This is a genomic window from Hyphomicrobium sp. 01T421, assembly GCF_056398805.1.
The window spans coordinates 352,651-378,093 of record NZ_JBFTQC010000003.1 but is presented as its reverse complement, the minus strand read 5'-3'; the positions used below and the strand labels follow the sequence as shown (position 1 = coordinate 378,093).

The 25,443-nt window shown below is 60.0% G+C and carries 21 protein-coding genes, 1 tRNA gene and 1 rRNA gene; 13 read left to right on the top strand and 10 right to left on the bottom strand.

Going from position 1 to position 25,443, the window contains the following annotated elements:
* From rrf to AC1DK3_RS18735, 3 genes are all read left to right on the top strand, one after another.
* Positions 1 to 112: ribosomal RNA gene (gene rrf / locus AC1DK3_RS18745) — 5S ribosomal RNA — on the top strand; the annotation flags it as partial.
* An 832-nt stretch (positions 113 to 944) separates the two neighbouring features.
* Entirely contained in the window at positions 945 to 1,829 is an 885-nt protein-coding gene (locus AC1DK3_RS18740; RefSeq protein ID WP_477193748.1) for a helix-turn-helix transcriptional regulator, read from the top strand.
* Between the two features lie 358 nt (positions 1,830 to 2,187).
* Entirely contained in the window at positions 2,188 to 3,357 is a 1,170-nt protein-coding gene (locus AC1DK3_RS18735; RefSeq protein ID WP_477193747.1) for an alpha/beta hydrolase family protein, read from the top strand.
* Positions 3,358 to 3,654: 297 nt separating this feature from the next.
* Here the strand turns inward: AC1DK3_RS18735 and gspD are convergent, their stop codons facing one another.
* Both gspD and AC1DK3_RS18725 read right to left on the bottom strand, forming a co-directional pair.
* Positions 3,655 to 5,868 (bottom strand): type II secretion system secretin GspD, encoded by a 2,214-nt coding sequence (gene gspD / locus AC1DK3_RS18730; RefSeq protein ID WP_477193746.1) that lies wholly within the window; start codon positions 5,866 to 5,868, stop codon positions 3,655 to 3,657.
* 598 nt (positions 5,869 to 6,466) lie between these two features.
* Positions 6,467 to 6,934 (bottom strand): DUF1801 domain-containing protein, encoded by a 468-nt coding sequence (locus AC1DK3_RS18725; RefSeq protein ID WP_477193745.1) that lies wholly within the window; start codon positions 6,932 to 6,934, stop codon positions 6,467 to 6,469.
* Positions 6,935 to 7,686: 752 nt separating this feature from the next.
* On the opposite strand from AC1DK3_RS18725, the gene AC1DK3_RS18720 reads away from it, so the two are divergent.
* Positions 7,687 to 8,187 carry a Spy/CpxP family protein refolding chaperone gene (locus tag AC1DK3_RS18720; RefSeq protein ID WP_477193744.1) on the top strand — a complete coding sequence of 167 codons (501 nt, stop codon included), beginning with the start codon at positions 7,687 to 7,689 and terminating at the stop codon, positions 8,185 to 8,187.
* Positions 8,188 to 8,409: 222 nt separating this feature from the next.
* Here the strand turns inward: AC1DK3_RS18720 and AC1DK3_RS18715 are convergent.
* Positions 8,410 to 8,499, bottom strand: a tRNA-Ser gene (locus AC1DK3_RS18715).
* Between the two features lie 209 nt (positions 8,500 to 8,708).
* Positions 8,709 to 9,176, bottom strand: coding sequence for a cupin domain-containing protein (locus tag AC1DK3_RS18710; protein WP_477193743.1), 468 nt, complete (start codon positions 9,174 to 9,176; stop codon positions 8,709 to 8,711).
* Positions 9,177 to 9,394: 218 nt separating this feature from the next.
* Between AC1DK3_RS18710 and AC1DK3_RS18705 the strand changes: the two genes are divergently transcribed.
* From AC1DK3_RS18705 to AC1DK3_RS18665, 9 genes are all read left to right on the top strand, one after another.
* Positions 9,395 to 10,765, top strand: a complete 1,371-nt coding sequence (locus AC1DK3_RS18705; protein WP_477193742.1) for a sensor histidine kinase — start codon at positions 9,395 to 9,397, stop codon at positions 10,763 to 10,765.
* 3 nt (positions 10,766 to 10,768) lie between these two features.
* Entirely contained in the window at positions 10,769 to 11,440 is a 672-nt protein-coding gene (locus tag AC1DK3_RS18700; RefSeq protein WP_477193741.1) for a response regulator, read from the top strand.
* Positions 11,441 to 11,648: 208 nt separating this feature from the next.
* Entirely contained in the window at positions 11,649 to 12,842 is a 1,194-nt protein-coding gene (locus tag AC1DK3_RS18695) for a septal ring lytic transglycosylase RlpA family protein (RefSeq protein ID WP_477193740.1), read from the top strand.
* A 136-nt stretch (positions 12,843 to 12,978) separates the two neighbouring features.
* Positions 12,979 to 14,139: a D-alanyl-D-alanine carboxypeptidase family protein gene (locus AC1DK3_RS18690; protein ID WP_477193739.1), complete on the top strand. Its 1,161-nt coding sequence runs from the start codon at positions 12,979 to 12,981 to the stop codon at positions 14,137 to 14,139.
* A gap of 30 nt (positions 14,140 to 14,169) precedes the next feature.
* The gene (tmk, locus tag AC1DK3_RS18685; RefSeq protein ID WP_477193738.1) at positions 14,170 to 14,799 is read left to right on the top strand and encodes a dTMP kinase; all 630 of its coding nucleotides are present in this window, start codon (positions 14,170 to 14,172) and stop codon (positions 14,797 to 14,799) included.
* Positions 14,799 to 15,920: a DNA polymerase III subunit delta' gene (locus tag AC1DK3_RS18680; RefSeq protein WP_477193737.1), complete on the top strand. Its 1,122-nt coding sequence runs from the start codon at positions 14,799 to 14,801 to the stop codon at positions 15,918 to 15,920. The genes tmk and AC1DK3_RS18680 overlap by 1 nt, the downstream gene beginning before the upstream one ends.
* A 49-nt stretch (positions 15,921 to 15,969) precedes the next feature.
* Positions 15,970 to 17,508, top strand: a complete 1,539-nt coding sequence (gene metG, locus AC1DK3_RS18675) for a methionine--tRNA ligase (RefSeq protein WP_477193736.1) — start codon at positions 15,970 to 15,972, stop codon at positions 17,506 to 17,508.
* 52 nt (positions 17,509 to 17,560) lie between these two features.
* The gene (locus AC1DK3_RS18670) at positions 17,561 to 18,376 is read left to right on the top strand and encodes a TatD family hydrolase (protein WP_477193735.1); all 816 of its coding nucleotides are present in this window, start codon (positions 17,561 to 17,563) and stop codon (positions 18,374 to 18,376) included.
* On the top strand, positions 18,373 to 19,170 hold the full coding sequence (locus tag AC1DK3_RS18665; RefSeq protein WP_477193734.1) for an MBL fold metallo-hydrolase: 798 nt from the start codon (positions 18,373 to 18,375) through the stop codon (positions 19,168 to 19,170). The genes AC1DK3_RS18670 and AC1DK3_RS18665 overlap by 4 nt, the downstream gene beginning before the upstream one ends.
* Before the next feature lie 39 nt (positions 19,171 to 19,209).
* Here the strand turns inward: AC1DK3_RS18665 and AC1DK3_RS18660 are convergent, their stop codons facing one another.
* The 6 genes from AC1DK3_RS18660 to alr form a co-directional block, all read right to left on the bottom strand.
* Positions 19,210 to 19,602: a DUF930 domain-containing protein gene (locus tag AC1DK3_RS18660; RefSeq protein WP_477193733.1), complete on the bottom strand. Its 393-nt coding sequence runs from the start codon at positions 19,600 to 19,602 to the stop codon at positions 19,210 to 19,212.
* Between the two features lie 221 nt (positions 19,603 to 19,823).
* A complete protein-coding gene (locus tag AC1DK3_RS18655) occupies positions 19,824 to 20,591 on the bottom strand; it encodes an SDR family NAD(P)-dependent oxidoreductase (RefSeq protein WP_477193732.1) in 768 nt (255 codons plus the stop codon).
* Positions 20,592 to 20,635: 44 nt separating this feature from the next.
* Entirely contained in the window at positions 20,636 to 22,123 is a 1,488-nt protein-coding gene (purF, locus tag AC1DK3_RS18650; protein ID WP_477193731.1) for an amidophosphoribosyltransferase, read from the bottom strand.
* 85 nt (positions 22,124 to 22,208) lie between these two features.
* Positions 22,209 to 22,844 (bottom strand): CvpA family protein, encoded by a 636-nt coding sequence (locus AC1DK3_RS18645; protein WP_339084042.1) that lies wholly within the window; start codon positions 22,842 to 22,844, stop codon positions 22,209 to 22,211.
* Between the two features lie 55 nt (positions 22,845 to 22,899).
* A complete protein-coding gene (gene radA / locus AC1DK3_RS18640) occupies positions 22,900 to 24,279 on the bottom strand; it encodes a DNA repair protein RadA (RefSeq protein ID WP_477193730.1) in 1,380 nt (459 codons plus the stop codon).
* A 4-nt stretch (positions 24,280 to 24,283) separates the two neighbouring features.
* Positions 24,284 to 25,426, bottom strand: a complete 1,143-nt coding sequence (alr, locus tag AC1DK3_RS18635; RefSeq protein WP_477193729.1) for an alanine racemase — start codon at positions 25,424 to 25,426, stop codon at positions 24,284 to 24,286.
* Positions 25,427 to 25,443: the final 17 nt, after the last annotated feature.

Genomic DNA, 25,443 nt, shown 5'->3' with positions numbered 1-25,443 from the left:
GGTGATTATGGCGGGGTGGCTGCACCCGATCCCATTCCGAACTCGGCCGTGAAACGCCCCTGCGCCGATGGTACTTCGTCTTAAGACGCGGGAGAGTAGGTCGTTGCCAGGTCTGCCGAGACGTCATGTGAATTTTCTATTTTCGCGCATCGCGGCCGGCTCCCGGAACGGGAGTCGCGATGCGCAATCAGAAAGAAGTCAATCACCTCTATCGAAACGTTCAAAACGCGCCCCTGYGCCTCGTGCCAGGGGCGCGTTTTTGTTTTTTGCGACGTGTCGCAAACTATTCCCGCGCGAGCGAAACAGCGATCCCGTCTCATCGATCGGCTGTAACTTACTCGCGGCGAGCTGACCTCCCCAATCTTTAGGTTCCTGCCTTGTGTCGAGCCCGGCGGACGGGGGCGGGTTGATGACGATGTCGGTTTGTGGACATGGGATGCGTGATCGTGTGTGTGCAGCGCCGCTTCATGCGGAGACGGGGCGATGGAAGTGGGAAAAGTTTTATTATTTCGCGCCGCACAATGGTTGCGCTCTGTCATGCAGATCGTTTCATCGGATTCACCAGCGAACGACCTCATAAGCGACTGACTTCACGCTGTTCCGTTAAGGTTTTGCACTGGCGTACCGACGCGAAATTTCGTGTTGCAACAACGCCAAATCACGACGTTCTTGCCGTTTGATAATCCCGAGCAGCCGATCGTTACGCTGAAGACGAGCGATCGCGATCTAGGATGTGTGCGTCATAATTCGGGGATTGGAGCGCTGGCGCAAGACGATTGATTGTGCGCTGCACTCAGCTCGAATGGCTCGCAGCTGAAGCGTTCTGTTCATTCACTGCCAGTTGAGTTCTCGCAGCGCCAAGCCTTGCCGTTCGATTCCTGAAATTCTCTCGGGCTTCCAAACAAACGAGAAGACATCTCGGCAGTGCGGAACCGGGGGAGAATGTGACCGCGTCACGCCTTCAAATGAATACAAATGGGCGCCGTGTTCCGTTCTTCGCGGACGCGGCACTCAGTAGTGGCGATAGCCCTTGGGCCGGCTACTATTTTGAAGAGGCAAACGGCCCTCTCGAGCCGCTTCCGAGCCATTCCTGGTCCAAGACGACGCTCCTGTATGTCACCGGTGGCTCCGGATCCTTGAATTGGAAGCATCGGGGCATCTGGCGCAAGGACGCTGTTCGGCGCGGAACCGTCTCTATCGTGCGGCGCGATGTGGAAATTCAATCCGCTGTGCCAAGCGATGCTACTCCGATGATGGTGCTCCAACTTGATAACTCCAAATTGCAGCACATTGCCCCCGACAATGTTGTCGCCATCGATAAATTTTTGGAGACTGCGCAGGTCGCGAGCGATGCCCGGCTCGCCATGCTGTTGGCGATAATGTGCGAGGAAGTTCGAGAAGGATGTCCGTCCGGTAGATTATTTGGAGAGTCGATCTCGCTCGCCTTGCTCGCGTATCTGGCGGCCAGGTATGCGTCGGCCTCGCACGTAGACAGTCGCGAGGTCAACCTATCGCCGACACAGAAAAGTTGTCTCGTCGATTACATTCGAGAGAACCTGACAAGCAACATCTCAGTGACGGAGCTTGCAGGGCTAGTGCAGATGAGCCCTTCCCATTTCACTCGATTGTTCAAGGCTGCGTTTGGCGTAACGCCCTATAGGTTCGTCATGCGCGAGCGGATTGAAGGGGCGAAGGGCATGCTCGCAACCACAAAGCTATCCGCGAGCCAAATATCATCGGCGTATGGATTCTCCAGTCAGAGCCATTTTGCGAAAGTTTTCCGCGAGGTTACGGGCGTTACTCCCAAGCAATATAAAGTTGGGCTGTAACTGGTTGCTCGATGAAGCTCGTCGCATCGATGCTCGCGTGAGGGTGACTGCCAAAGCGTTTCGCCGATAGTCCCGTCTGATCGCAACGCAGTATTGATGCCGGCGTGTAAACGCGCCTGCGCGATGTCGCTCGCGTGAGAGGTCGCGTCGCGAGAGCCGCGCGCGTATCACTCGTTTAGCACATCGGCAAGTATTCGCTTCACGGAGCAGTATTGTGCCGGAATGCGCAGGATCATTGTAGTTCCGTTTTTTCTCCACCTCTATCGTCCTTTTCGACGAGTGCACTTCACTGTTCGACGAAGATCGAAATGCTCGTTTCAAAAAAGAAAAACGGACGATGCCAACGGAGGAAATAATAATGAAAACAGACAACAATCGATTTTCGAAATACAAGCCGGGGGGCGTACGGAGCTATTATCCGTTAGCTGCTCTCTTGCTTGTCGCTTCGAGCGGCGGCGCGATGGCCGGTAAAGATATCGTGCTCGAAAAATCGGGTGGATTCATCATCGGCGGCAAGCACTACACCGTCCCTTCCACCAACCCGAACGTTCCGACGAACCCGAACCGGACACTGTCGTGCGACCACGGGTATGTCGAGTATTTCATCCCGAAGAAGCCCCGCCAGACGAGCATCGTCCTGTGGCACAGCTCGAGCGCACAGGTGTGGCAGAACCGTTTTGACGGCGGCGAAGGCTATAAGGACAAGATGCTGCGCGCCGACTATCCCACGTACATTTGGGACGGCCCGCGCGTAGGCCGCGCCAACTGGAGCTGCGAGCCCATCAACTACGTGCCGAGCAACCGGGATCAGGGCAACTTCACCGCCTGGAAATTCGGCCCCACGATTCCAGCCGGACAAGTGCCGACGAAAGCCGAATTTTACAACCCCACGCAATTCCCAACCGATGCTGCGACTTTGGAGGAGAATTGGTGGAACGCGACCGGCGCTCGCTATGACGAGTTCGATAACGCTTACAACATCGAGCTCGAGACGGATGCTGCTGCCGTAGCGGCAGATTCCGGCAAACTCGGCAATCAGATCGTCTACCTCACGAACTCCGCGGGCGGCCTTCGCGCTGCGAAGACCACGGCGAAGACCACAAAGAACAACATCGCCGGCATCGTAACCTACGAGAGCATCGGATACCTGTTCCCGATCGGTGACCCGGAGAGCCCGACGCTCTGCACTGCACTGACCGCAGCCTGCGCATTCGGTCCGCTCGGTGTACCGCTGGAAGACTTCAAGAAGTTGGCTAAGCTCAAGAAGATCCAGTTCGTTTGGGGCGACAACCGTCCTGAAACCGAGCAGCAGGTCATCTTGTCCCGCCTTAGCGCCAAGCTCATCAACAAGTACGGCGGCAATGCAGAAGTCCTCAAGCTTGGGGATGATGCAGGCCTGAAGGGAAGCACGCATATTCCCTTCATGGACATGGACAACGACAAGGTCGCCGCTCTGCTCTTCACGCTTTTCAAGAAGAACAAGCTCGACGAGTACGCGAAGAAGCCCAAGGGCGGCAAGGGCAAGTAGTTACCCTCGTCGACGACACGGTTGAATTGGTCAGCTCTGCCCGCCTCGCGCGGGCAGAGTTTTTTTTGGGCCGTGTGTGAGGGACATAACGTTCGCTCCAGCGCAAGGCCATGCGCATCGCAATTTTACCGCGCTCTGCTCGGCTCATAAAAAGTCGGCACTCGGTAGGCGCGATGACGCCAGTGCCATTCGGCGTTTTCTTTTGCTTGCCATCCGGTAGCATTTGCCCACGCGTTCGTCGCGCGAGTGGAACTCACTCGCCTGGGCTATGATGATTAAACGCCGAGCGATTGCTTCTCACTTGATGACGGTTGGCCGGCGGCCGGCGCCGCGTTCCTCGACTTCGACATCCCATGCCGTTGGCCTTGGCGCGAGCGATTGCATACCCGCACGCAGTGCTTCAGCGGCATTGCTCGCATCTTCCGGATTGTGAATGACCGTCGGCCGGATAAAGACGATCAGCTCCGTTCTCACCTTGGAGTTATTGGTTGCTCCACCGAGAACGTCGCCGATGTAGGGAATTTTGTTGAGCACAGGAATGCTGGATTTCGAGCGATCGACTTCTTCGCGGATGAGCCCGCCGAGGACAACCATCTGACCGCTCTGGACAGCAATGGTGCTCGATACGCGACGCTGCGATATCGTCGGCGTGAGCGTGGTCGAGGTCGAATTCGGACCTCCGGGGTTCACAACCGCGCTGACTTCCTGCTGAACCTCCATCGTTACGAGACCGTTGCTGTTGATGCGCGGCGTTACATTCAGAATAACGCCGGTGTTCTTGAACGAGATTTCATTGACAGTCGGAGAGTCCGGATTGACCACGCTCTGTGCCTCGCGCGTGATGATCGGGACCTCGTCACCGACTTCCAATGTCGCCGGCTGGTTATGAAGCACGACGACGGATGGCGATGAAACAACCCTGACGGCGGTCTCCTTCGCCAAAGCATCGAGGATAACGCGCGGATCGGTGCCGACGCTTCCCGCGATCAGATTGAGGCCGGGTGCTACGGGCGAGATGGCAAGCGCATCAGATGTGCTAAATCCGATCGCGCCGGCCTTGCCGTGATTTTTCTGCAGGTAGAATTGAACGCCATAGGACAGATTGTTGTTGAGCGTGACCTCGGCGAGCGTCGCGTTGATGAGCACCTGTAGCGGCGGCTGGTCAATGCGCTGGAGGATCTGGAGGATCTTTCGGTAGTTTCGTTCAGATGCCTTGATCAGCAGCTTGTTGTTTCGCTCGTCCGGCGTGACCCGTACCTGATCGGACGACGAGGAAGGTCCACTGCTGGGTGACTCCGAGACGTCCTCGCTTGACGAGTCGTCGGCCGTCGACATCGGCGGTGCGCTCTTCAGCGGACCGCTGCTGTTGCTGCCGCTTCCGGAACTGCCCGGTGTATCGTTGTTAGCAAAACTGGACCCTGTGCCGGCCGAACTGTTGCTTCCGAAGCTGCTTCCAAAGCCACTTCCGCTGCCCCCGCCGGAACTCATCCGGGACGCTCCGGAAGTTGGTACAACTTCTTTCTCTTCCGCGCCACGACTGGAGCCGCCGCCCGATCCAGAAAAGGCCGCCATCAGGAGTCGCGCCAGATCTTTTGCGCGTCCGTTTTCAACCCGATAAACGTAAAAGTTGTTGTCGTCGGCGCCGCCATGGTCGAGCCGCGAAATCCATTCCGCCGCCTTGTCGATCATTTGCGATTTCGGCGCGAGAACGAGGACGGCGTTCAGGCGCGCGATCGGCTGAAACTTGACGAGGCCCTTGCCTTGCCGCTCCGTCTGGAAGACTTGAGTCAGCTCCCGGATGACGTCATCGGGCGCCGCGTTGTTGAGTTTGAAGAGCCCGGCGGACTGACCCCTCATCCAATCGACGTCAAACATCGAAACGATGTCGACCACCGACTGGCGGACTTGGCCGGACCCGCGGACGAAGAGAAGGTTGTTGTAAACGCTCGCGCGCAGATCGTCCTGCTTGACCAACAGTCCGTCGAGCATGCGCATCATTGCAGCGGTCGAGACGTATTTCAGAGCGAAGATGGAGACCCCGTAGCCGGGGCCAACCTCGCGGCTTTCCCTGACGTAGTCGAACGCAGAGATGCCTTGCTGGTGCGCGTCGGCTTCCGGCACCACGCGGTAGACGTTATTTTCAATGAGGAGGGCCGCTTTATAGGTCGCTAGCACACTCTCCAGGATCGAAATGAGCTCGGCGCGCGACACCGGGCTGCCAGTCGACAGGGTGACGCGACCTTCGACGTGCGAATCGAAGACGTACGTAAGTCCGAGCGTGTCTTTCAGAACGACTTTTGCGAACTCGGATAGCTCTGCATCGTTGAAATTCAGCTCGTATCCGGCGGTGCTTTGGCTAATTCCTGGGGTCGATTGCCGAGGTGCGCCTGCTACGCGGTCAACGCCCGGATATTTCGCAGAGATACTCCGGGGATTACCATTGGAATCGTATTGCGGTTGGCGATTTGCAGGCCGAGCCGGACCGAGATCTACGTTAGAGAGCTTTGCCATTTCGTCGGGCGGTTCGATAAGCGGCTTATCGAGAGATGAACAGCCTGAAATGCCAAGGGACGCACACAGTGCGACGGCCAGAACCAAGCAGCGAAACATAAAAGGCCTTCCCCCAGAGCTCTCAACTGTACGTGGTTGTTATTATTTAGACTTCCCGCGTACAGCAGCTGCGAAAGCCTGTTTGTCGTCGGTGTCCCCGCTTCCTCCTTCCGGTCTGATCCTATTTTTGAATCACGTGACATTAACTCGATGATCTAGGCCATAATAATCTTTCGACGCATATTGCGTCGTTGAATCTTCGCCTGTTGCCGAGACGTAACTTATCCTCGTTCAGAGATTTGCATGGGGTGAACGGGATTGGACGACCGTGCACTCCCTCGTTGCCGTTCACTGGGCCGGCTGATCGTTCCACTGAAAAATCTGCGTGCCGATGACGGCATCTGCCGCCAACGGGAGATTCGTACCGGCCGGAAAGATCGGAACGGGCGAGCGCACCCCAGAGCAGATTCGGGAGAGTAGGTCGCGAAGAATGAATGACGCCAGGTGATTTTCGTTCGACATGACGGAACGTGCTTGCTCCATCCCTGCGAGACGCGTGTCAGGGGCTCTTTGGCTTCTTCGGAGAGCGGGCGGGGCGGGCGCTAGCGCGAGCCGACGTGTTCAGCGCCGCGGCGGCGCGGATGAGCGCCTTCAATGCCTTTTCATCAATCTTGTCGCCTTCGTGGATATCGATGGCGCGCCGTGTGCTGCCTTCGAGGCTGGCATTGAAGAGGCCTGAAGGGTCGTCCAACGCGGCGCCCTTGGCGAAGGTCAACTTCACGACGCTTTTATACGTCTCGCCAGTGCAGATGATGCCGGCGTGCGACCAGACCGGAACCCCTCTCCACTTCAACTCCTCGATGACTTCGGGGTCGGCCTGTTTGATCAGATCTCGAACCCGAGCCAGCGTCTCACCCCTCCAATCACTCAGCGTCTCGATTCTCGCATCGATCAGCTGAGAGGCGGAGGCTTCTTGTTCTCCTTTCTTCGGGCGGCTTTCTTTCATTGTGGTTATCGCTTTCTTCATCGCCGTTGCTGGTGGTCTTCTTTTTTGGACACGCATTTTTGACGACTACGTATCTGCTCCGCGAGTGCGGATGGTTCCCAACGTCTTGCGCGACGGCAACAAACGGGACTCGATGCGCGTCGCGCTGCTTCGCCGCTTAGAGAATTGCCCGCCTTCCGAACGCCGGCCGAAGTAATCGCGCGACCGCAGAGCACTTCTAGACATTGTACAAACTATTATGCGTGTTTGCATTGAACCAACTTAGCACGCCATCAACAATCTTCGGATGCTCCGAACCGGGCAGCCGTCTCGATTGACCCGAGAGATGGCATGTTGGATATTGCGCGGCGATGCATTGGCCTGATGATACGACGCAGGTCTGATGGGAGCGACCGCCATTTCCACTATTTTGATTTTGGGCGGACCCACAGGTAACGCAGTAAAAACGGACGATAACGCTTGGTTGTCCTCCGTGAGCGCGACCGACATTTAAGAACAGATCTGCGATCATAAACGACTGCTATCGGCACCTCGCCCGAGGCAAGACTCCAGAACTTCGATATCGATCCATGAAGACGACGCATCGGCCAACATGCAGCCGGCTTCTTCGTAGCTTCTAACAATCGCGATAGGAACAGGAGTTCAACATGTCGAGATTCATCGCGTACGGCTTTGCGGCACTCCTAACGGCCGCTCCATCGCTCGCCATCGCGCAAACCGCCCAGCCCATGCAAGGCCAGCCCATGCAAGGCCAGCCAATGCAAGGCCAGCCAATGCAGGGCATGCAGCCGATGCAAGGGATGCAACGGATGCAAGGAATGCAAGGAGGGCGAATGGGTGCCAAGGATGATGTGACCGATAATCGGATCGACATTGTGAAGGCCGCTCTGCAGCTAAGACCCGATCAAATGCAGTACTGGCCCGCAGTCGAGGACGCTATCCGTGCACGGGCGGAAGGACGCCGCCAAAGAATTGAGAACATGATGTCTCACATGGAAGAAGGTCAATTTGACCGGAATTTCGTGCAGGTCTTGCAAAATCGAGCTGAAAATCTTTCAGAGCGCGGTGCTGAACTCAAAAAGCTCGCTGACGCATGGCAGCCCCTTTATTCAACGCTGGACGACGCCCAGAAGCGGCGGATGCGAGTACTCGGCGTCCTCATCCTTCATAGGATGAGGGAAGGCTTGGAAGCCCGGCGCGAGCGAATGGAAGACGAAGGTGGCGGAGCCATGATGGGCGCCAGTACAGGCGAGGGCGGCATGGGCCGGGAATAGACTCGCCGTTCAGACGGAAGGCCGGAGGTAGACAGGCTTCCGGCTTTCCGAGCCAGTTTTTTGAAGCGCGCCGGAACAGCTCGGACGATTTCGCATGAGGGCTGGTGGCGGAGAGTTCGGACGAAAGTTGGAACCCGGAGCCAGGAGCGCGACTGCGCGACCGGTCGCAAGGCCGCCCCATCGGAGCGGCGAGCGAAGCGAACTGTCGTGAGATAACAGAAATGGCGGAGGGGGTGGGATTCGAACCCACGGTGGACTTGCGCCCACGCCGGTTTTCAAGACCGGTGCCTTAAACCACTCGGCCACCCCTCCGAACATGCGCGCTCAGAGACGCTATTTGCATGCCGGGCCAATCACCATCGCAGCCACCGTAATGGACCGGCGCTTGGCCAAGTGCGACCGTTTACTTGCTAACGGGATCGCCGACAAGGCTTTGCGCGCGGTCAGCGGCGTCTTGCTGCATTTGGATGGGCCGGGGGTGGCTGGTGGTTGGGAAGAGCGACCTCGCGTATCGCTCCAATCTATTTCTTTCGCGGATCATCTTCCGGGTTGACGTAGGTAAGGTCGAAGGGGCCGATGGCGGCCACCTGAAGGATCGTTTCCTGGTCTTCAGACCACACGTAGTGCGGGTGGTTGGCCGGTAGCAGAAGCAATGACCCGGCCTCGAGGACCTTTCCTTTGGACTTGTCGACCTTCTCCCCCATGCCGCTTCCCATGGTTCCGGTCAGGATCGTAACCGATTCAAAAACCGGGTGCGTGTGGGGCGCTATGACGGAATGAGGCGGCAGCTTGACTCGCAGGACGAACATTCCGGGTTTGGACGGGTCGCCGTAAAGAACCACCGTTTGAATGCCTTCCGGAAATGCCGGGTTGTCTTCAAACTTCATCTCACCAGGAGCCAATTCCTTCGCATCATGGGTGGCTTCTTGCGCGAACGCGGGACTTGCAAATGCGATCACCGCGGCGGCCATCAGAGCTTTTGAAATCATCGATTCCTCTTTCCCTTCGTCATCGGGGAAAGCGCAGCTCCCTCCGAGCCATCCGCTCGCAAGCCTAACGCTCAACCCTGGGGGCGAAAGTAGGAGGCGCTGTGCCGGCTCGACAGAGTGGTTCACCCGCGGACCATTGGGCAAATTTCCTGAGCATTGGCTGCGGCCCTTCACAGCTTCCGCGTCGCCTTTTAGTTTGCTGGGAGAAAGGTGGCGTCATGGATCTCAAGCGGCTCTTGGTGAGGCGGATCACGCTGGTCGCGCTCGCGTGTTTCCTCGCCGGATCGGCGTTCGTCATTTATGAGACCGCGCGGGAGGCCAAGCAGCAGAACACGGAGCTTGCTGAACTCGTCTCCCGCCAACTCGAGCTGCAGCTTTCGCGCATCGACCGGTCGACGGACATCGCGATGCGATTTCCGGATTGGGACATCATCACGACGTACTCGTTGGAGGCCGGCCAATGCGTCGAACTGCGTAGTGAAGAGGGAACGACACAGCGCTCGAGCTGCGGCGGCATGAACACCGCATCGATCAACGCACCAGTTTGGTTTTACGAGGCGTATCGGTCGTTCATCAGCGGTAGCTTGGATGCGGTCAGGCCGATATTCTATCGCGGCGCATCGCACGGCACTGTCGCCGCAACCCTCAATCCAGCCGCGACAGCCGCGCAATCGTGGGCGACGATTGCGCCGCTTCTCCTTCTATCCGCGGTCCTCGTCGCAACGCTCTGCCTCGTCACGTATTTTGTTGTCGACCGTGCCCTTCTACCGGCAAGGGAAATACTTTCAGGGTTGAACCGTTTGGCGCGCGGTGACCTTACGGGCCGGCTGCCCCCGTTTCGCTTGACGGAGTTCAATCGTATCAGTGAGGTCTTCAATGCGTTGACGGACGAACTCGGCAAGGTCACTTCCGAGCGAGCCGAGCTTGCGCTACGCCTCGTGGACAGCCAAGAGCATGAGCGCCGCCACATAGCGCGCGAGCTTCACGATGAGATCGCTCAAAAGCTCGCCGCTCTCAACGCGCTTGCTGCATCCATTCGCACCGGCGCGCAACGCGACGCACCGGGGCTTGTCGCCGAGGCCAAGCAGCTTGAAGAGATGGCTTCCGGATCGATGAGATCGCTGCGCCGGACGCTCACCTACCTCAGACCGCAGGAAATCGACGATCTGGGTCTCATTCAGAGCCTCAGGGAGCTGATAGAACAGCACAACAAGTTCGCACATGGCGTTACGAAATTTTCGTTCGAAACAACCGGCGACGTAGAGAAACTCCGGGCGGAAACGAGTGCACACGTCTATCGGATCATTCAAGAAGCCCTGACTAACGCTTCGAAACACGCCAATGCGCGCAATGTAAGGGTGCTGTTGAACCACCTTGCCGATACCGGCCAGGAACGGATCACGCTTTCAGTCGTCGACGACGGATCGGGTAGTCGCTCCGATGAGGGAGGGTCGCTTACAGCGGGGTGGGGCCTGATCGGCATGCGGGAGCGCGTCGTCGCTCTCAGCGGAAAGTTCGTCGCAGGGCCACTTCCAAGTGGTGGTTTCGGGCTCCAAGTCGAGTTCCCAACCGCGCAGAGGGCAGCCTGAGACATGGTCATCCGAGTCCTACTGGTCGATGATCATGCCGTTGTCCGTGAGGGCTATCGCAGGCTGATCGAGAAGCACCCCGGCATCGAGATCGTCGCGGAAGCGAATGATGCGGCGTCGGGCTATCAGGCTTTCAAGAAAAACAGTCCGGATGTCGCCGTCATCGATATTTCAATGCCGGGGCGCGGAGGGATAGATCTCGTTCGGCAGATACGCCAATTGGATTCTACCGCTCGCATACTGATCTTTACGATGCACGCCAGCGCGAGCTACGCACAGCAGGCCTTTCGCGCCGGCGCGCGAGGCTATGTCACGAAAAGCAGTCCGCCCGACGTACTGGTCAGCGCAATCCGCGAAGTTTTCGCAGGCCGTCCCGCGCTTTGCGCGGAGATCAACCGGGCCATCGCGGAAAATACACTCTGCGATGAGGGGGCCGGCGTCGATCAGCTTTCGCCTCGGGAATTCGAAATCCTGCGTATGATCTTGGATGCCAAATCGACAGACGAGATTGCGGCGGCCTTCAACCTCAGTCCGAAGACCGTGGCGAACTACCACTATCAAATCAAATCCAAGCTCGGCGTCAGATCCGACATCGAACTCGTCTATTTCTGTATGCGGCGGGGGCTAGTTGCTTCGCTGGCCGAGCCGCCATCTTACGTGCAGGGTGGCCAGTAGCTTTTTTGGGAAGCCGGCTCAGTGACGGGTGGTGCCTGGACAACTTTTCCCGTGGGAGGTTGCATTTCCGCCCGAGGGGTCCCTAGAGCTTAACCTGATCCTAAGTCGCATTTGCCATCATTCCAGCAAGCTTCGGCCCACCTTCGCGCGCTTGATGGTTCGCGAGGGTGCGCTTGGGCGGGCGTAGCGTATCAAGTGAGTTTGCGTAATGGAGAGGCGTTTATTCGGCTCGCTCAGGGCGTGCCGGCTGATGCTCGCTGCGAGTGCAGCGGTGCTTACAACTGCCTGTTCCTCGAATAATCCGTCGCCGGGGTCGCTGACCGGCGTCTCACGCCCTGCCTTCTCGGAAGACGAATACGGCGTCAAAAGCAGCCCGCGCGTGGCCTCCTCCGACAACGTTCCGAAAGGTGGCGGTCATTTCAAGCTCGGTTCGCCATACAAGGTCGCCGGGCGATGGTACGTCCCCCGCGAAGATCCCAATTATCAGGCATCTGGCGTTGCGTCGTGGTACGGCGCAGATTTTCACGGCCGGAGAACCGCTAACGGGGAAGTCTTCGACGCGAAAGCGTTGACTGCCGCCCATCCGACGTTGCCGCTTCCGAGCTACGCCTATGTCACCAATCTGGAGAACGGCAAGACGGTGCTTGTGCGGGTGAACGACCGCGGGCCTTACGTGAACGACCGGCTTATCGACATGTCGTACGCCGCAGCAAAACATCTGGGATATACAAACAACGGACGGGCCCGGGTTCGTGTCCGTTTTGCTGGATTGGCGCCGCTCAATGGCGACGACAGCCGGGAACGGCAGTTTCTAGCTTCCCAAGAGTCCGGGCAGCGGCCGGGCAACTGGGCACCGCCACCACCCAAGCGCGCATATGCTTCCGCCCAGCCCGAATACCGGTCCGCAAACCAGTCTGGAAACGAGTCTGGCTATCAAGGATTGCCGTCCGACGCATCGGATCGCTGGTCGGCGACCAGCTACCGCGCCGCGCTTGCGGGCAAGCCGGATCGGGGTCCGCCTGCCGCGTCTCAATTCCAACCGTTCGTCCAAAGGGCAAGTCTGTCCACGCCTTCGAGGGGCGATGGCCGCATGTCTCTTTCCTCTCCGCCGCCCTTCGACAAACCGTTCGACAAACCGTACGGCCATGGCGCCGCTCCACAACCTTTCGGTAACGGCCGCACATATGTCCAGGTCGGTATTTTTCGCGACCGGTCCAACGCCGAAAGATTGCGCCGCGAGCTTGGCTCGCTCGGACCGGTCGAAGTGGCGCCGCTACAAGTCGGCACGGGGGCGGAGGCCTACCGCGTGCGCGTCGGGCCATTCTCGGAGGCCGATGCGTCGCGCACCCAAAGCCAAATTGCGACATATGGCGTCGCCAACACCGCGATCGTCAACGATTGAGACCTAACAGCCGTTAACCTTGCGTTGACCATGTTACAATGTGACCGGATACTCCTATCTTCATGAGGGAGTGCCCCGCTCTAGAGGCGGCGCTGGGCAAAGCGTGGTTCGATCTATGTCGAAGAAGACTTGCAGCATGTGGTTCGCGGCCGTTGTGATCGCGGCATCACTTTGGGTGCCGTTCGGCGGAGCTATTGCGGCAGAGTCTGCTTTTGCGACGAAAGCACCGCGCGCCATCCTCATGGATGCGGCGACGGGCGCGACCTTGTTCCAACAGAATGCCGACGAGCTGGCTCCGCCTGCGAGCATGAGCAAGCTCATGACGCTTGCCGTGCTGTTCAGGGCGATCAAGGAAGGCCGCATCAACAAGACCGACGAATTCGTCATGAGCGTCAACGCGTGGCGCAATGGCGGGGCGCCGTCGGGCACGTCGGCGATGATGGTGCCGGTCAACACCAAGGCGACGGTGGATGAACTCATTCAAGGCATCGCCGTGCAGTCGGGCAATGACGCCGCCATGTGTATTGCGGAGAGCATGGCCGGAACGGAGGCCGCCTTCGCTCGCATGATGACCGATGAGGCGCGTCGCATCGGTCTTGTCAAATCGACGTTCGCGAATGCAACGGGTCTCGAAGCCCCCAACCACCTGATGACAGCGCGCGAACTCGCCATGCTGGCGCGTTACCTCGCAACCGAATATCCGGAATTCTACCCCGTCTTCGGCCAAAAAGAATTCCTCTACCGCAAACACAGGTTCATCAATCGCAACCCGCTGCTGTTTCTGAACATCGGCGCCGACGGATTGAAGACCGGGCACACCGCCGCCGCTCGCTACGGCCTCGTTGGGTCTGCGGTGCAGGACGGCAAGCGCCTGATCGTCGTCGTCAGTGGGCTCGAGAAGGCGGACCAGCGCAAAGACGAGGCGGCGAAACTTCTGGACTGGGGTTTCCGGTCGTTCAGCGAAGTCAAAGTCTTCGACGATGGAGAGATCGTCGGCAAGGCGCGCGTGTGGGGCGGCAAGGAATGGTACGTGCCGCTCGCTCCCAAGGGCGACGTGATGTTCACGTTGCCGAAATATCCGGCCAACCAAAAACTCTCGGCGGAAATTGTCTATAAGGCGCCGCTGAAACCTCCGGTAAAAAAAGGCGATCAAGTTGCGGTACTTAAAATTACAAGTACCAGCAGCGCTTCGGTCGAAGTGCCGCTCTATGCGTCGGAAGACGTGCTCAACGGCGGGATCGTGCGGCAAGGCGTCGATTCACTTGTTCTGATGGCCTTGCGCCGCTTGGCGCTCTAGATTACGCCCGCCGGTAATAGAGGCGAGCCAATGAAACGCGGAAAATTCATCACATTCGAAGGCGGGGAGGGGGCTGGAAAGTCGACCCAGGCCAAGCGTCTTGCAGAACGCCTGGAGCGCACGGGCATCAGCGTCATCGTCACGCGCGAGCCGGGAGGCACCCCGGTCGGCGAAGACGTGCGCGAACTCATCATGCGCGATCATCCGACGGATCCCGTGACGGAGCTGTTGCTCTTCGCTGCGGCGAGAGCCGAGCATGTGACGTCCGTGATCCGGCCTGCGTTGGATGACGGTACGTGGGTCATCTCGGACCGCTTCATGGATTCGACGCGCGTCTATCAAGGCAAGCTCTATGGTCTGGAGCCCGAGTTCATCGCTCAGCTCGAGCGCTTCACGGTCGCGCCCGATTATCCTGATCTCACGTTGATCCTCGATTTGCCGGCGAGCGCCGGTATCGAGCGTGCGCAGCTTCGCGGCACGCTTTCGCGCTATGACGCGGAACGCATCGAAACGCACGAGACGCTGCGCGAGGGCTTTCTTGAGATTGCCGACGCCGAACCATTACGCTGCATACTGATCGATGCGAGCCTGACCGTATCGAGTGTCGAGACGGCGGTTTGGCAGGCCGTGTCGTCTCACCTGCTTGCCGAGGCCGATTGATGGCGCGGGCGCCGCTTGTCGCGGATGCGGAAGTCCTTCCCGAGGCCGATCGGCTGGACGATTTTCCGAATCCGAGAGAGACCCGTGCGCTCTACGGCCAGGAGGGCCCGCAATCGGTCTTCGCCGAAGCACTCGCGGGCGAACGCATGCATCATGCGTGGCTGCTTTCGGGACCGGCGGGGATAGGCAAGGCGACGCTCGCCTATCAGGTCGCGCGTGCGGCTCTTGCGCAGCCGGAGGAGCGCGACCTTTTCGGCCAGGGGCTCGCGATCGAGCCCGACTCTCGAACGGATCGGCAAGTTCGGGCGCTGTCCCATCCGTCGCTGTTGGTCATCCGGCGTCCCTACGATCAAAAGACGAAGCGTTTCCCGCAGTCCATTCCGGTTGACGAGGTCCGCAAGCTCAAAAACTTTCTTTCACTCAGCGCAATCGGGCAGGGGCGGCGCGTCGTCATCGTCGACACGGCGGATGAGCTCAACCAGAACGCGGCGAATGCGCTGCTCAAATCGCTGGAGGAGCCGCCGGCGCGCACGATATTCCTGATGATGACGTCGTCGCCCGGGCGCTTGCTCCCAACTATCCGGTCGCGGTGCAGGACGATCGCGATGGGGCCACTTCCGGATAGTGATGTGAAGCGGGCGGCGGCGCAGGCGCTTACAGCAGCGGGGAAGGCCGTGCCGGAAGCCCACGAGTGGGAAACGCTCGCGCCTCTCGCTGAGGGCAGCGCCGGCAGGGCCTTGGTGCTGCTCGGCGGCGGGGGGCTTGCCCTTCAGTCCCGGATCGATCAGGTGCTGGCGGGTCTTCCGCGGCTCGACCTCAAAACGGTGCATGCACTATCTGACGAGCTGCAGCCCTTGGCGCAGGATCGTAAATTTCAGCTGTTCATGGATCTTCTGCAAACGTCCCTGGCGCGGCTCATTTCGGCCGCCGCGACGGGAAAAGGGGCTGAACGGGACGTTAGCCTCGCAAAGCGTCTTATCGGCGAGGGCCGCCTTGCCACTTTTGCCGAGCTATGGGAAACACTGGCCCGCGACAAGGCTGATGTCGTTTCCCTCAACCTTGATCGCAAATCGCTCATCCTCGGAACTTTCGCGCGCCTCGAGGCCGCGAGCCGCGGTTGAGGCGAGCGCGGCCGCATCCTGCGACCGGCGATAACGAAAGATACCGAGAGTGGCGGAAAAATATTACATCACGACGCCGATTTTTTACCCCAACGGAAAGCCGCATATCGGTCACGCCTACACGGTGATCGCGAGCGATGCGTTGGCGCGGTTTGCCCGGCTCGACGGGAAGGACGTCTTCTTTCTCTCAGGCACGGACGAGCACGGCCTCAAGATGCAGCAGACCGCCGAGAAAGAGGGTGTGCCGACGATCGAGCTGGCGGACCGGAATTCGGCAATCTTCCGCTCGATGATCGAAACGCTCGGCGGTTCGAACGACGAATTCATCCGCACGACGGAGCCGCGCCATTATGCGGCGTGCCAGGCCATTTGGGAGCGGATGGCAGCGAACGGCGACATTTATCTCGCGCGCTACGGTGGCTGGTATTCGGTGCGCCAGGAAGCGTATTTCGACGAGAAGGAAACGACCGTCGGCGAGGATGGCGTGCGCCGCGAGCCGCTCGGGTCACCAGTCGAATGGAACGAGGAAGAAAGCTATTTCTTCCGCTTGTCGGCGTATCAAGACAAGCTGCTCGCGCTCTATGAAGACAATCCCGAGTTCGTCGGCCCCGTCGAGCGGCGGAACGAAGTCGCAAGCTTCGTCAAGTCCGGTCTCAAGGACCTTTCGATTTCGCGTTCGACGCTGAAGTGGGGCGTTCCTGTTCCCGGCGACGACAAACACGTGATGTACGTGTGGGTCGATGCGCTGACGAACTACATCACCGCTGCCGGATATCCGGATACGGATGGCGCGAAATGGAAGTATTGGCCGGCCGACGTCCACGTCATCGGCAAGGACATCGTGCGGTTTCACGGCGTCTACTGGCCGGCGTTTCTCATGTCGGCGGGCATCGAACTTCCGAAGCGGGTTTTCGCCCACGGGTTCTTGTTCAGCCGCGGCGAGAAGATGTCGAAATCGGTCGGCAACGTCGTCGATCCGTTCGATCTCGTGAAAGCCTACGGCCGCGATGCCGTGCGCTATTTCTTCCTGCGTGAAGTGATGTTCGGGCAGGACGGAAACTATTCGTCGGAAGTGATCGTCAATCGCATCAACGCCGATCTTGCCAACAACCTCGGCAATCTTGCGCAGCGCTCGCTGTCGATGATCTTCAAAAACTGCGACGGCGCTATTCCGGCTCCGGGGCAGCTCAGCGAGGCGGATCAGGCGATCCTGTCGGCGACGGATAGCCTTTACGTGATTGCGCGTTCGGAAATGGAGCGGCAAGCCGTCACCAAGTATCTCGATGCCGTGTGGGCCGTGATCGCCGACGCCAACCGCTATTTCGCGGCGGAAGAGCCGTGGGCGAAAAAGAAGACCGACCCGGCGCGCATGGCGACGATCCTTTACGTGACGGCGGAGGCTGTCCGGCAGTTCGCCATTCTCGTTCAGCCGGTGATGCCGGAAAGTGCTGCAAAGCTGCTCGATCTCCTCGGTATTCCGCAGGACGAACGCACGTTTGCATACCTTGGCGAAAAGGGCCGTTTGAAGCCGGGCGCGCGGATACCCGAACCGCAGGGCGTTTTTCCGCGCTACGTGGAACCCGAGTGAGCGGACAACGCGCCGCACCGCCGACACGAGCCTCTGGAGAGTAAAAGACCTGATGCTTGTCGATCATCATTGTCATCTCGACTTTCCGGAGTTCGCGCCGGAGCTCGATCAGGTCGTGGCACGCGCTCAGCAGGCGGGTGTCGGCACGCTCGTGACGATCTCGACGCGCATTCGCAAGTTCGACGATGTGAGGGCCATCGCCGAACGGTTCGACGATGTCTTTTGCTCCGTCGGTACGCATCCGCATAACGCGCACGAGGAACTCGACATCGCTGTCGAGCGGATCGTCGAACTTTCGCGGCATCCGAAAGTCGTCGCGATCGGTGAAGCGGGACTTGATTATCACTACAAGCATTCGACGCCGGAGGCGCAGGCGGAGGGCTTCCGTCGCCACATTGCGGCCGCGCGTGAAACGGGGCTTCCGCTTGAAATTCACACGCGCGAAGCTGACGCTGACACGATCGCCATTCTCGAGGCCGAACATGCGAAGGGCGCATTTTCGGCCGTGCTCCATTGCTTCACGGGCGGACGGGAACTCGCCATGCGTGCATTGGACCTCGGGCTCTACGTGTCGTTCAGCGGTGTGATCACCTTCAAGAATTCAGAGGCGTTACGCGAGATCGCACGCGACGTGCCGCTCGATCGGGTTCTCGTCGAAACGGATGCGCCGTTCCTGGCGCCGATGCCGTTCCGTGGCAAGCGCAACGAGCCTGCATTCGTCGTTCGCACGGCTGCGGCGCTTGCGTCTATCAAGGGCGTCACCGGCGACGACATCGCACGGGCGACGACCGAGAATTTCTTCAGGCTCTACGGCAAAGCGAAACGGCCGCTCTCTGCAGCAGCAGCCGGCGGGTCCGCCGCGGCATGAGCTACCGGTGCACGATATTGGGATGCGGCTCGTCGGGCGGTGTGCCGCGCATCGGAATGAACTGGGGTTCATGCGATCCCGACAATCCGAAAAACCGGCGGCTCAGATGTTCGGCACTCATCGAGCGCACGGGATCCGGCGGCAGAACATCCGTGCTGATCGATACCTCACCTGATTTTCGCGAACAGATTTTGTCGACCCGGCTGACGGCCCTCGATGGCGTTTTGTACACGCACGATCATGCCGATCATACGCACGGCATCGACGACCTCCGCATGGTCGCGTTCGCGATGAAGAAGCGCGTGGACGTCTACTTCAACAAGGAAACGGGCGAGAGCCTGAAGACACGCTTCAAATACTGCTTCGAAACGCCGGCGGGCTCACCCTATATGCCCATGCTCAACGGCCATGAGATCGACGGCGTTGCGCCGATCGCAATCGCGGGGGGCGGCGGTACGATTTCAGCTCAGCCCGTGATCCAGTGGCATGGATCGATCCAGTCGCTCGGCTACCGCGTCTCGAACCTCGCGTATTCGCCCGACATCAACGACATTCCGGCCGAGTCGCTACCGCTACTCGAAGGGCTGGACGTTTGGATCGTCGATGCCTTGCGTCATATGCCGCATGAGAGCCACTTCAGCGTCAAGCAGGCTCTCGGTTGGGTTGAGCGCTTGAAACCGAAGCGCACGATCCTGACGCACATGACGAGCGAGCTCGATTATGAAACGCTGGTGCGGCAACTGCCCGAGGGTGTCGAGCCGGCATATGACGGCATGATGATTTCGTTCACCTGACGTTGTGATCGCGGGTGTCCGGTTGGTCCGTGTGCGGCATCATTTCCAGAGGCCGAAATCTTCCCATTTGTTCTCGGGTATTTCGCCGCCGAGTTTGTAATCGAACGAGGTCGCTTTCATCTGGTCGGCGCTCACCGCGCAGGTGAAATCCAAAAAGTACCAATGATTTTTCGCACGCACCGCGCCGCCTTTGGCGATGACGACGTTGTCTTTGAAAATTGCGGGCTTCTGGAGCGTGGTGGTGACGCGATCGACGCCCTTCAGGTGGCTTCCTTTGCGGACCGCATCGAGCCCACGCAAATTGCAGACTTGATGGGCGCGTTCTTCCGGTTCGAGCTCTTTGAGTACGCGATCCATCGATGCGTCGGCCAAAGCCGTTTGCGTGCTGCCCGCCAGAATGAGCAGCAAGACAAGACTTCTCGTTAAGCGCATTCTGTTGTGTTCCCCAAGTCTGTTTGGCCGGCTTCCGCCGGACCAGAACGGCCCCCCGGCCGCGATCGTCAAAGCGCGCGAGGTTGTGTCCGTATTGAGGCAAGGTTGGGGCCAGCAGTTCTCCGCTGCTATGCGGGAATGGCCGTGTACGCCGTTTCGGAGGCTGGTCTCTCCGAGGGCGGGTTGGTTTTGCGTCGTGAAACTGTCGTCGGGGGTCAGACTCAGGCGTCGGACGGCGATCGTAGGGATGCTTCCTTCGCAGCCTGCTGTTCACGCCACTCGCGGAAATTCACCGTTTCGCCGTTTCGTTCGCAGGTGGGCGACGCAAGTTCGACGAAGAGGGGAGCGAGGGCTTCAGGCGGCGGCAGCGTTGCCGCATCTTCGCCCGGGAACGCCTTGGCGCGCATGTGTGTGCGCGTTGCGCCGGGGTTGATGAGGTTCGCCTTGACGGGGGTATTCACAAGCTCGGCGGCCCAGGTTTTGACGAGGGCTTCGAGGCCTGCTTTGGATGCCGCGTAGGCGCCCCAGTAGGCATATTTGCCGCTCGCTGCGCCCGACGTCACAAAGATGGCTCTGCCGGCGTCGGAGCGCTTCAGAAGCGGGTCGAGCGTGCGTATCAGCCGCCAGTTGGCAATGAGGTTGATGTCGATCGTCGAGACGAAGCCATCGTCGGTCGTATGACCGAGCGGGGAGAGGGGGCCAAGAATGCCGGCGTTGGCCACAAGGATATCGAGACGCTGCCAGCGCTGAAAGATCGTCGGGCCGACCTGGTCGACACGGTCGCCCTTTTTCAGATCGAGCTGGAGGAGGGTCGCGGCGCCGCCGATCGCTTGAATCTCGTCATCGAGGGATTCGAGCGCTCCGACGGAGCGGGCAGCAATGATGACGTGCGCGCCGGCTTTCGCGAGGCCCAGCGCGACAGCACGGCCAATTCCGCGCGATGCGCCCGTCAAAAGAGCTATGCGACCCGAAAGAGGGCTGTCGGTCATGTGTCACTTATGAATTCTAAGAAGCGGCCGGTCAGAGGCCTGGGTCAGCCCACTTCGGCCAAGAGGGAAAGCTGCCGGGGTACCGCCTCGCCGCCGTAATCGGTCAGGTTCGTCGGGTAGTCGCCGGTGAAGCAGTGGTCGGTGAACTGCGGCGAGCGGTCGTCGCGATGATCGAGGCCGATGGCGCGGTAGATGCCGTCGACCGAGAGGAACGCCAAGCTGTCGGCTCCCATAAATTCCCGCATTTCCTCGAGTGTCATGTTGGCCGCGAGCAGATCCTTTTTGCTCGGTGTGTCGATGCCGTAGAAATCGGGGTGTGTGATCGGGGGCGAGGAAATACGCATATGGACTTCGGCGGCGCCCGCATCGCGGATCAGCTGCACGATCTTTTTCGATGTCGTGCCGCGGACGACGCTGTCATCGATCAGGACGACGCGGTTGTTGCGGATCACTCCGGAATTCGCGGAATGCTTCAGCTTTACGCCGAGCTGGCGGATGCGCTGCTCCGGTTCGATGAAGGTCCGGCCGACATAGTGGTTACGGATGATGCCGAGTTCGAACGGAATGCCGCTCTGCTGGCTGAAGCCGATTGCGGCGGGTACGCCTGAGTCAGGAATAGGGACGATGACATCGGCCCCGATCGGCGCTTCGCGGGCCAATTCGATGCCCATCCGCTTGCGAATATCATAAACGGTCTGGCCGCCAACGTGAGAATCCGGTCGCGCGAAGTAGATGTATTCGAAGATGCACGGCCGCGCCGGGCGGATTGGAAAGGGGCGGTGGCTTTCGAGACCTTCGTCAGTGATGACGACGACCTCGCCGTTGTCGACCTCGCGCAAAAATTCGGCGCCGACCATGTCGAGTGCGCAAGTCTCGGAAGCGAGAACGTAGGAGGTGCCGAGACGGCCGATGACCAGGGGGCGGATGCCGATCGGATCGCGTACGCCGATCATCATATCGTTGGTCAGGCAAACGAGGGCGTAAGAGCCTTCGATCTGCCGGATTGCGTCGACCAGGCGTTCGACGATACGGCGCTTCTTCGAGCGGGACAGGAGATGGAGGATGACTTCGGTGTCGGATGTCGACTGGCAGATGGCGCCGGAGGAGATGAGCTCGCGCCGTAGCGTCAGAGCGTTCGTCAGGTTGCCGTTATGGGCTACGGCAAAGCCGCCGGTATCAATATCTGCGAAGAGTGGCTGAACGTTTCGGATGAGGGCTTCGCCCGTCGTCGAGTATCGATCGTGCCCTATGGCCATCCGGCCTTTGAGGCGGGCGAGTACGTCTGGCTTGGAGAAGTTATCACCGACGAGGCCCATGCGGCGCTCGGAGTGAAAGTTGCGGCCGTCGTAGGAGCAGATGCCTGCTGCTTCCTGGCCGCGGTGCTGGAGTGCGTGGAGGCCCAGCGCGGTTATGGCTGCGGCATCGGGATGGTCGAATATTCCGAAGACGCCGCATTCTTCCCGCAGGCGATCATCGCCATAGCGGGTAAAGGTCAGACCGTCGATTGTGGTCACGCCGCCTTGTTGTGCCATAGGCACCCTCCCGCGATTGAGCTGGCCTGCTTCGCCCGATACGCCGGTTAACCTTCGAACCATCCGCTATGTTCGACGCCGGTCGTCACGCGACGGTCATATAGTACCGCTTGCCGCCAATGACCAGCGCGACTGAACGACCCTTTTGTTCATTAAAGCCTTGTTGTCCAGGCTGTTCGTTCGGCGAAGGCGGAGGCGGCGTCGTCGAAGGCTGTGGAATAACCTGCAGGAGCACGTTCCGGATCGCTTCGCCCGTCGATTTCACGTAGTCGCGAAAATAGGCGTCGCGAACCAGGGGATGCTGCTTTTCCTTGTCCGGCGAGATGAATGCCTCATACGCCATATAAGGGATAACGAAGAGCAGGAACCCGCGGAGCACGCCGAAGACGAAGCCGAGAACCCGGTCGATCATGCCGACCTGCGAGTCGAGAATYGCATCTGAGATGCGGGCCGTGATCAGGTGCACGATGATCAATACGATCAATGCAACCACGACCGCCACAGCCACTGTCGCAATTTGAGGCGGAAGGCTTGTTTGTGCCGCGATATCCGCGGTCATTTCCTTCTTGGTCGCGAAGATCCAATAGCCGACGCCGGCTGCGGCAATCCACGACACGATGGAAAGAAGTTCGCGGGCGAACCCCCGGTACATCGCTAGAAGACCGGAAATGAACGCAACGGCGATCAACGCCAGGTCCAAGTAGGTGAACGGACCGATCATGGCCGGAATCCCTCTCTGATCGACAGCTCCCCGAGCGTCAGACTCGCTCGGAAATTCAGTCGCATGGCGTCATTGCCTCTGCAAGCGACTTGAGATGCGAGATGCGAGAAAGCGACAACTTCATCCCCTGAACATCGATCTCGCCACTTTCGGGCAGAAATGCGCGTCCAAACCCGAGTTTTGAGGCTTCTTTCAGCCGCGAGGTCATCATGGTGGCGGCGCGGACGGCTCCGGATAGGGAAACTTCGCCGAAATACACGGCGTCGCGAGGGAGGATGACGCCCGAAAGCGACGACAGAAGCGCCGCAGCCGCCGCCAAATCCGCTGCGGGCTCGGTTATTTTGAGGCCCCCGGCGACGTTCAGATAGACGTCGTGGCTGCTGAACGAGACGCCGCAGCGGGCATCGAGCACGGCCAGCAGCATCGCAAGCCGGTTGCTGTCCCACCCGACAACGGCCCGGCGTGGCGTCCCGAGCCCTGACGGCGCGACGAGCGCCTGAATTTCGACGAGCAGGGGGCGCGTACCTTCGACGCCTGCAAAGATCGAGGCGCCGGGGCTGCGGCTGTCGCGGTCGCCCAGGAAGAGTTCGGACGGGTTGGCGACTTCCTGCAGGCCGCCGCTAACCATCTCGAAGACGCCGATTTCGTCGCTCGGCCCGAAGCGGTTTTTGACGGCGCGAAGGATACGATAGGTTAGGCCACGATCACCTTCGAAGTACAACACGGTGTCGACCATGTGCTCGATGACCTTTGGACCGGCGATCTGGCCATCCTTGGTGACATGGCCGACGAGGAGGAGGGCGGCGCCCGCCATCTTCGCATAGCGGATGAGGGAGAGAGCCGCGGCGCGCACCTGGCTCACCGTGCCCGGCGCCGCGTCGAGCGTGTCCGCCCAGAGCGTCTGAATCGAATCGATGATGATGAGATCGGGCGGCCGGTCCTCTCCGAGCGTCGCCAGGATGTTCGAGAGATTGGTTTCGGATGCGAGCCCGACTTGAGCGTCGGCAAGACCCAATCGCCCAGCGCGCAGGCGGACCTGCGCGACGGCTTCTTCGCCGGAGAAATAGACCGCGCGTCCGCCACGCCGCGCCACGTGGGCTGCGACCTGAAGCAACAGCGTCGACTTTCCTATTCCCGGTTCGCCACCGATCAGGATCGCGGACCCCGGCACCACGCCACCGCCGGTCACGCGATCGAGCTCGGCGATCCCGGTCGAGAAGCGCGGTGCTTCCTCAGCGTCGCCCTTGAGCGTTTCGAGCTTGACGACGCGTCCCTTGCTTTGTCGCGTGACGCCAGCTCCGGGCGGCGGCCCGGCGTCCGTCTCTTCGATGAGCGCGTTCCACTCGCCGCAAGCGGTGCATTTGCCCGCCCAGCGCGTGGAGGTCGCTCCGCAGGACTGGCAGACGTAAAGCGACGATCGAGAGGCTTTTGCCATGTTGCTATGGGTTGTCGTCGAGGTAGAGACGCGTGAAGCGATGCCCGAGCCGCGTCAGGATCTCATAGCCGATGGTGCCTGCCGCGAAGCCCGCGTCTTCTATCGTCAGCCCTTCGGCGACGAGCTTGGCAAATTCGCCGGGCATTGCGGCGCCTTCGGGTAGATCGGTGACGTCGACGGTGATGAGGTCCATCGAAACGCGCCCGACAATGGGTGCGAGATGGCCGCTGATGAGAACGTGGCCGCCGGGACGGCCGTCGGGAGCGCTGGCACTACGCGGTATCCCGTCGGCGTAACCGGCAGCGATGGTCGCAATCCGGCTCGCGCGTCTCGCGCGCCATGTCGCCGAGTATCCGACGGTCTCGCCAGGAACGACATCGGCGACGGCGAGGATGCGGGCGGCCACCGTCACCGCCGACTTTACTGGTGCCGGCGAGCTTTGCGATGCCTGTCCGCCGTAGAGCGCGTAACCGGGCCTCACGAGATCGAAATGAAAGTCGGGCCCGAGCATCAGTCCGTCGGATGCCGCGAGACTTCGCGGAACGCCGGGGAACAGCGCCGAGAGCGTTTCGAACGCCAGAAGCTGGTCGCGATTTTTTGGATCGCGCGGATTGTCGGCGGAGGCGAGATGGCTCATCACGAGCTTGAGTTCGACGCCCGACATCATGGTGGGTTCGGCTGCAAGACGACGAACGTCGCGCAGAGGGAGCCCGAGCCGGTTGAGGCCAGTGTCGATGTGGAGGGCTGCAGGCAATTTCGCGCCGCGTCCCCGGCTCAATGCGGACCACGCGACGACGTCATCGAGGGTCGACAGGACCGGCGTTACTGCGAGCCGGTCGAAAGCCGCAGCGGAATTTCCGACGAGGCCGTCCAAAGCAAAGATGCAGGCTTGTGGCGCTATCTTGCGCGCGAGTTCGGCTTCTTCGGGCGTCGCAATGAAAAAGGCGCCGCAACCCGCTCGCGCCAGCGCAGCGATGACGCGCTCGGCTCCGAGGCCATAGGCATCGGCTTTCACGACGGCTGCGCACTGGGCCGGCGCGACCTTGTTTGCAAGCGCCCGCCAGTTCGTCACGATTTGCGCGAGATCAACCGTGATCGTACCGGTGGCGCTGGCTAGGCTTTCCGGCATGCGCATATTGACCGTCATCTCGCCGTTTCCACCCG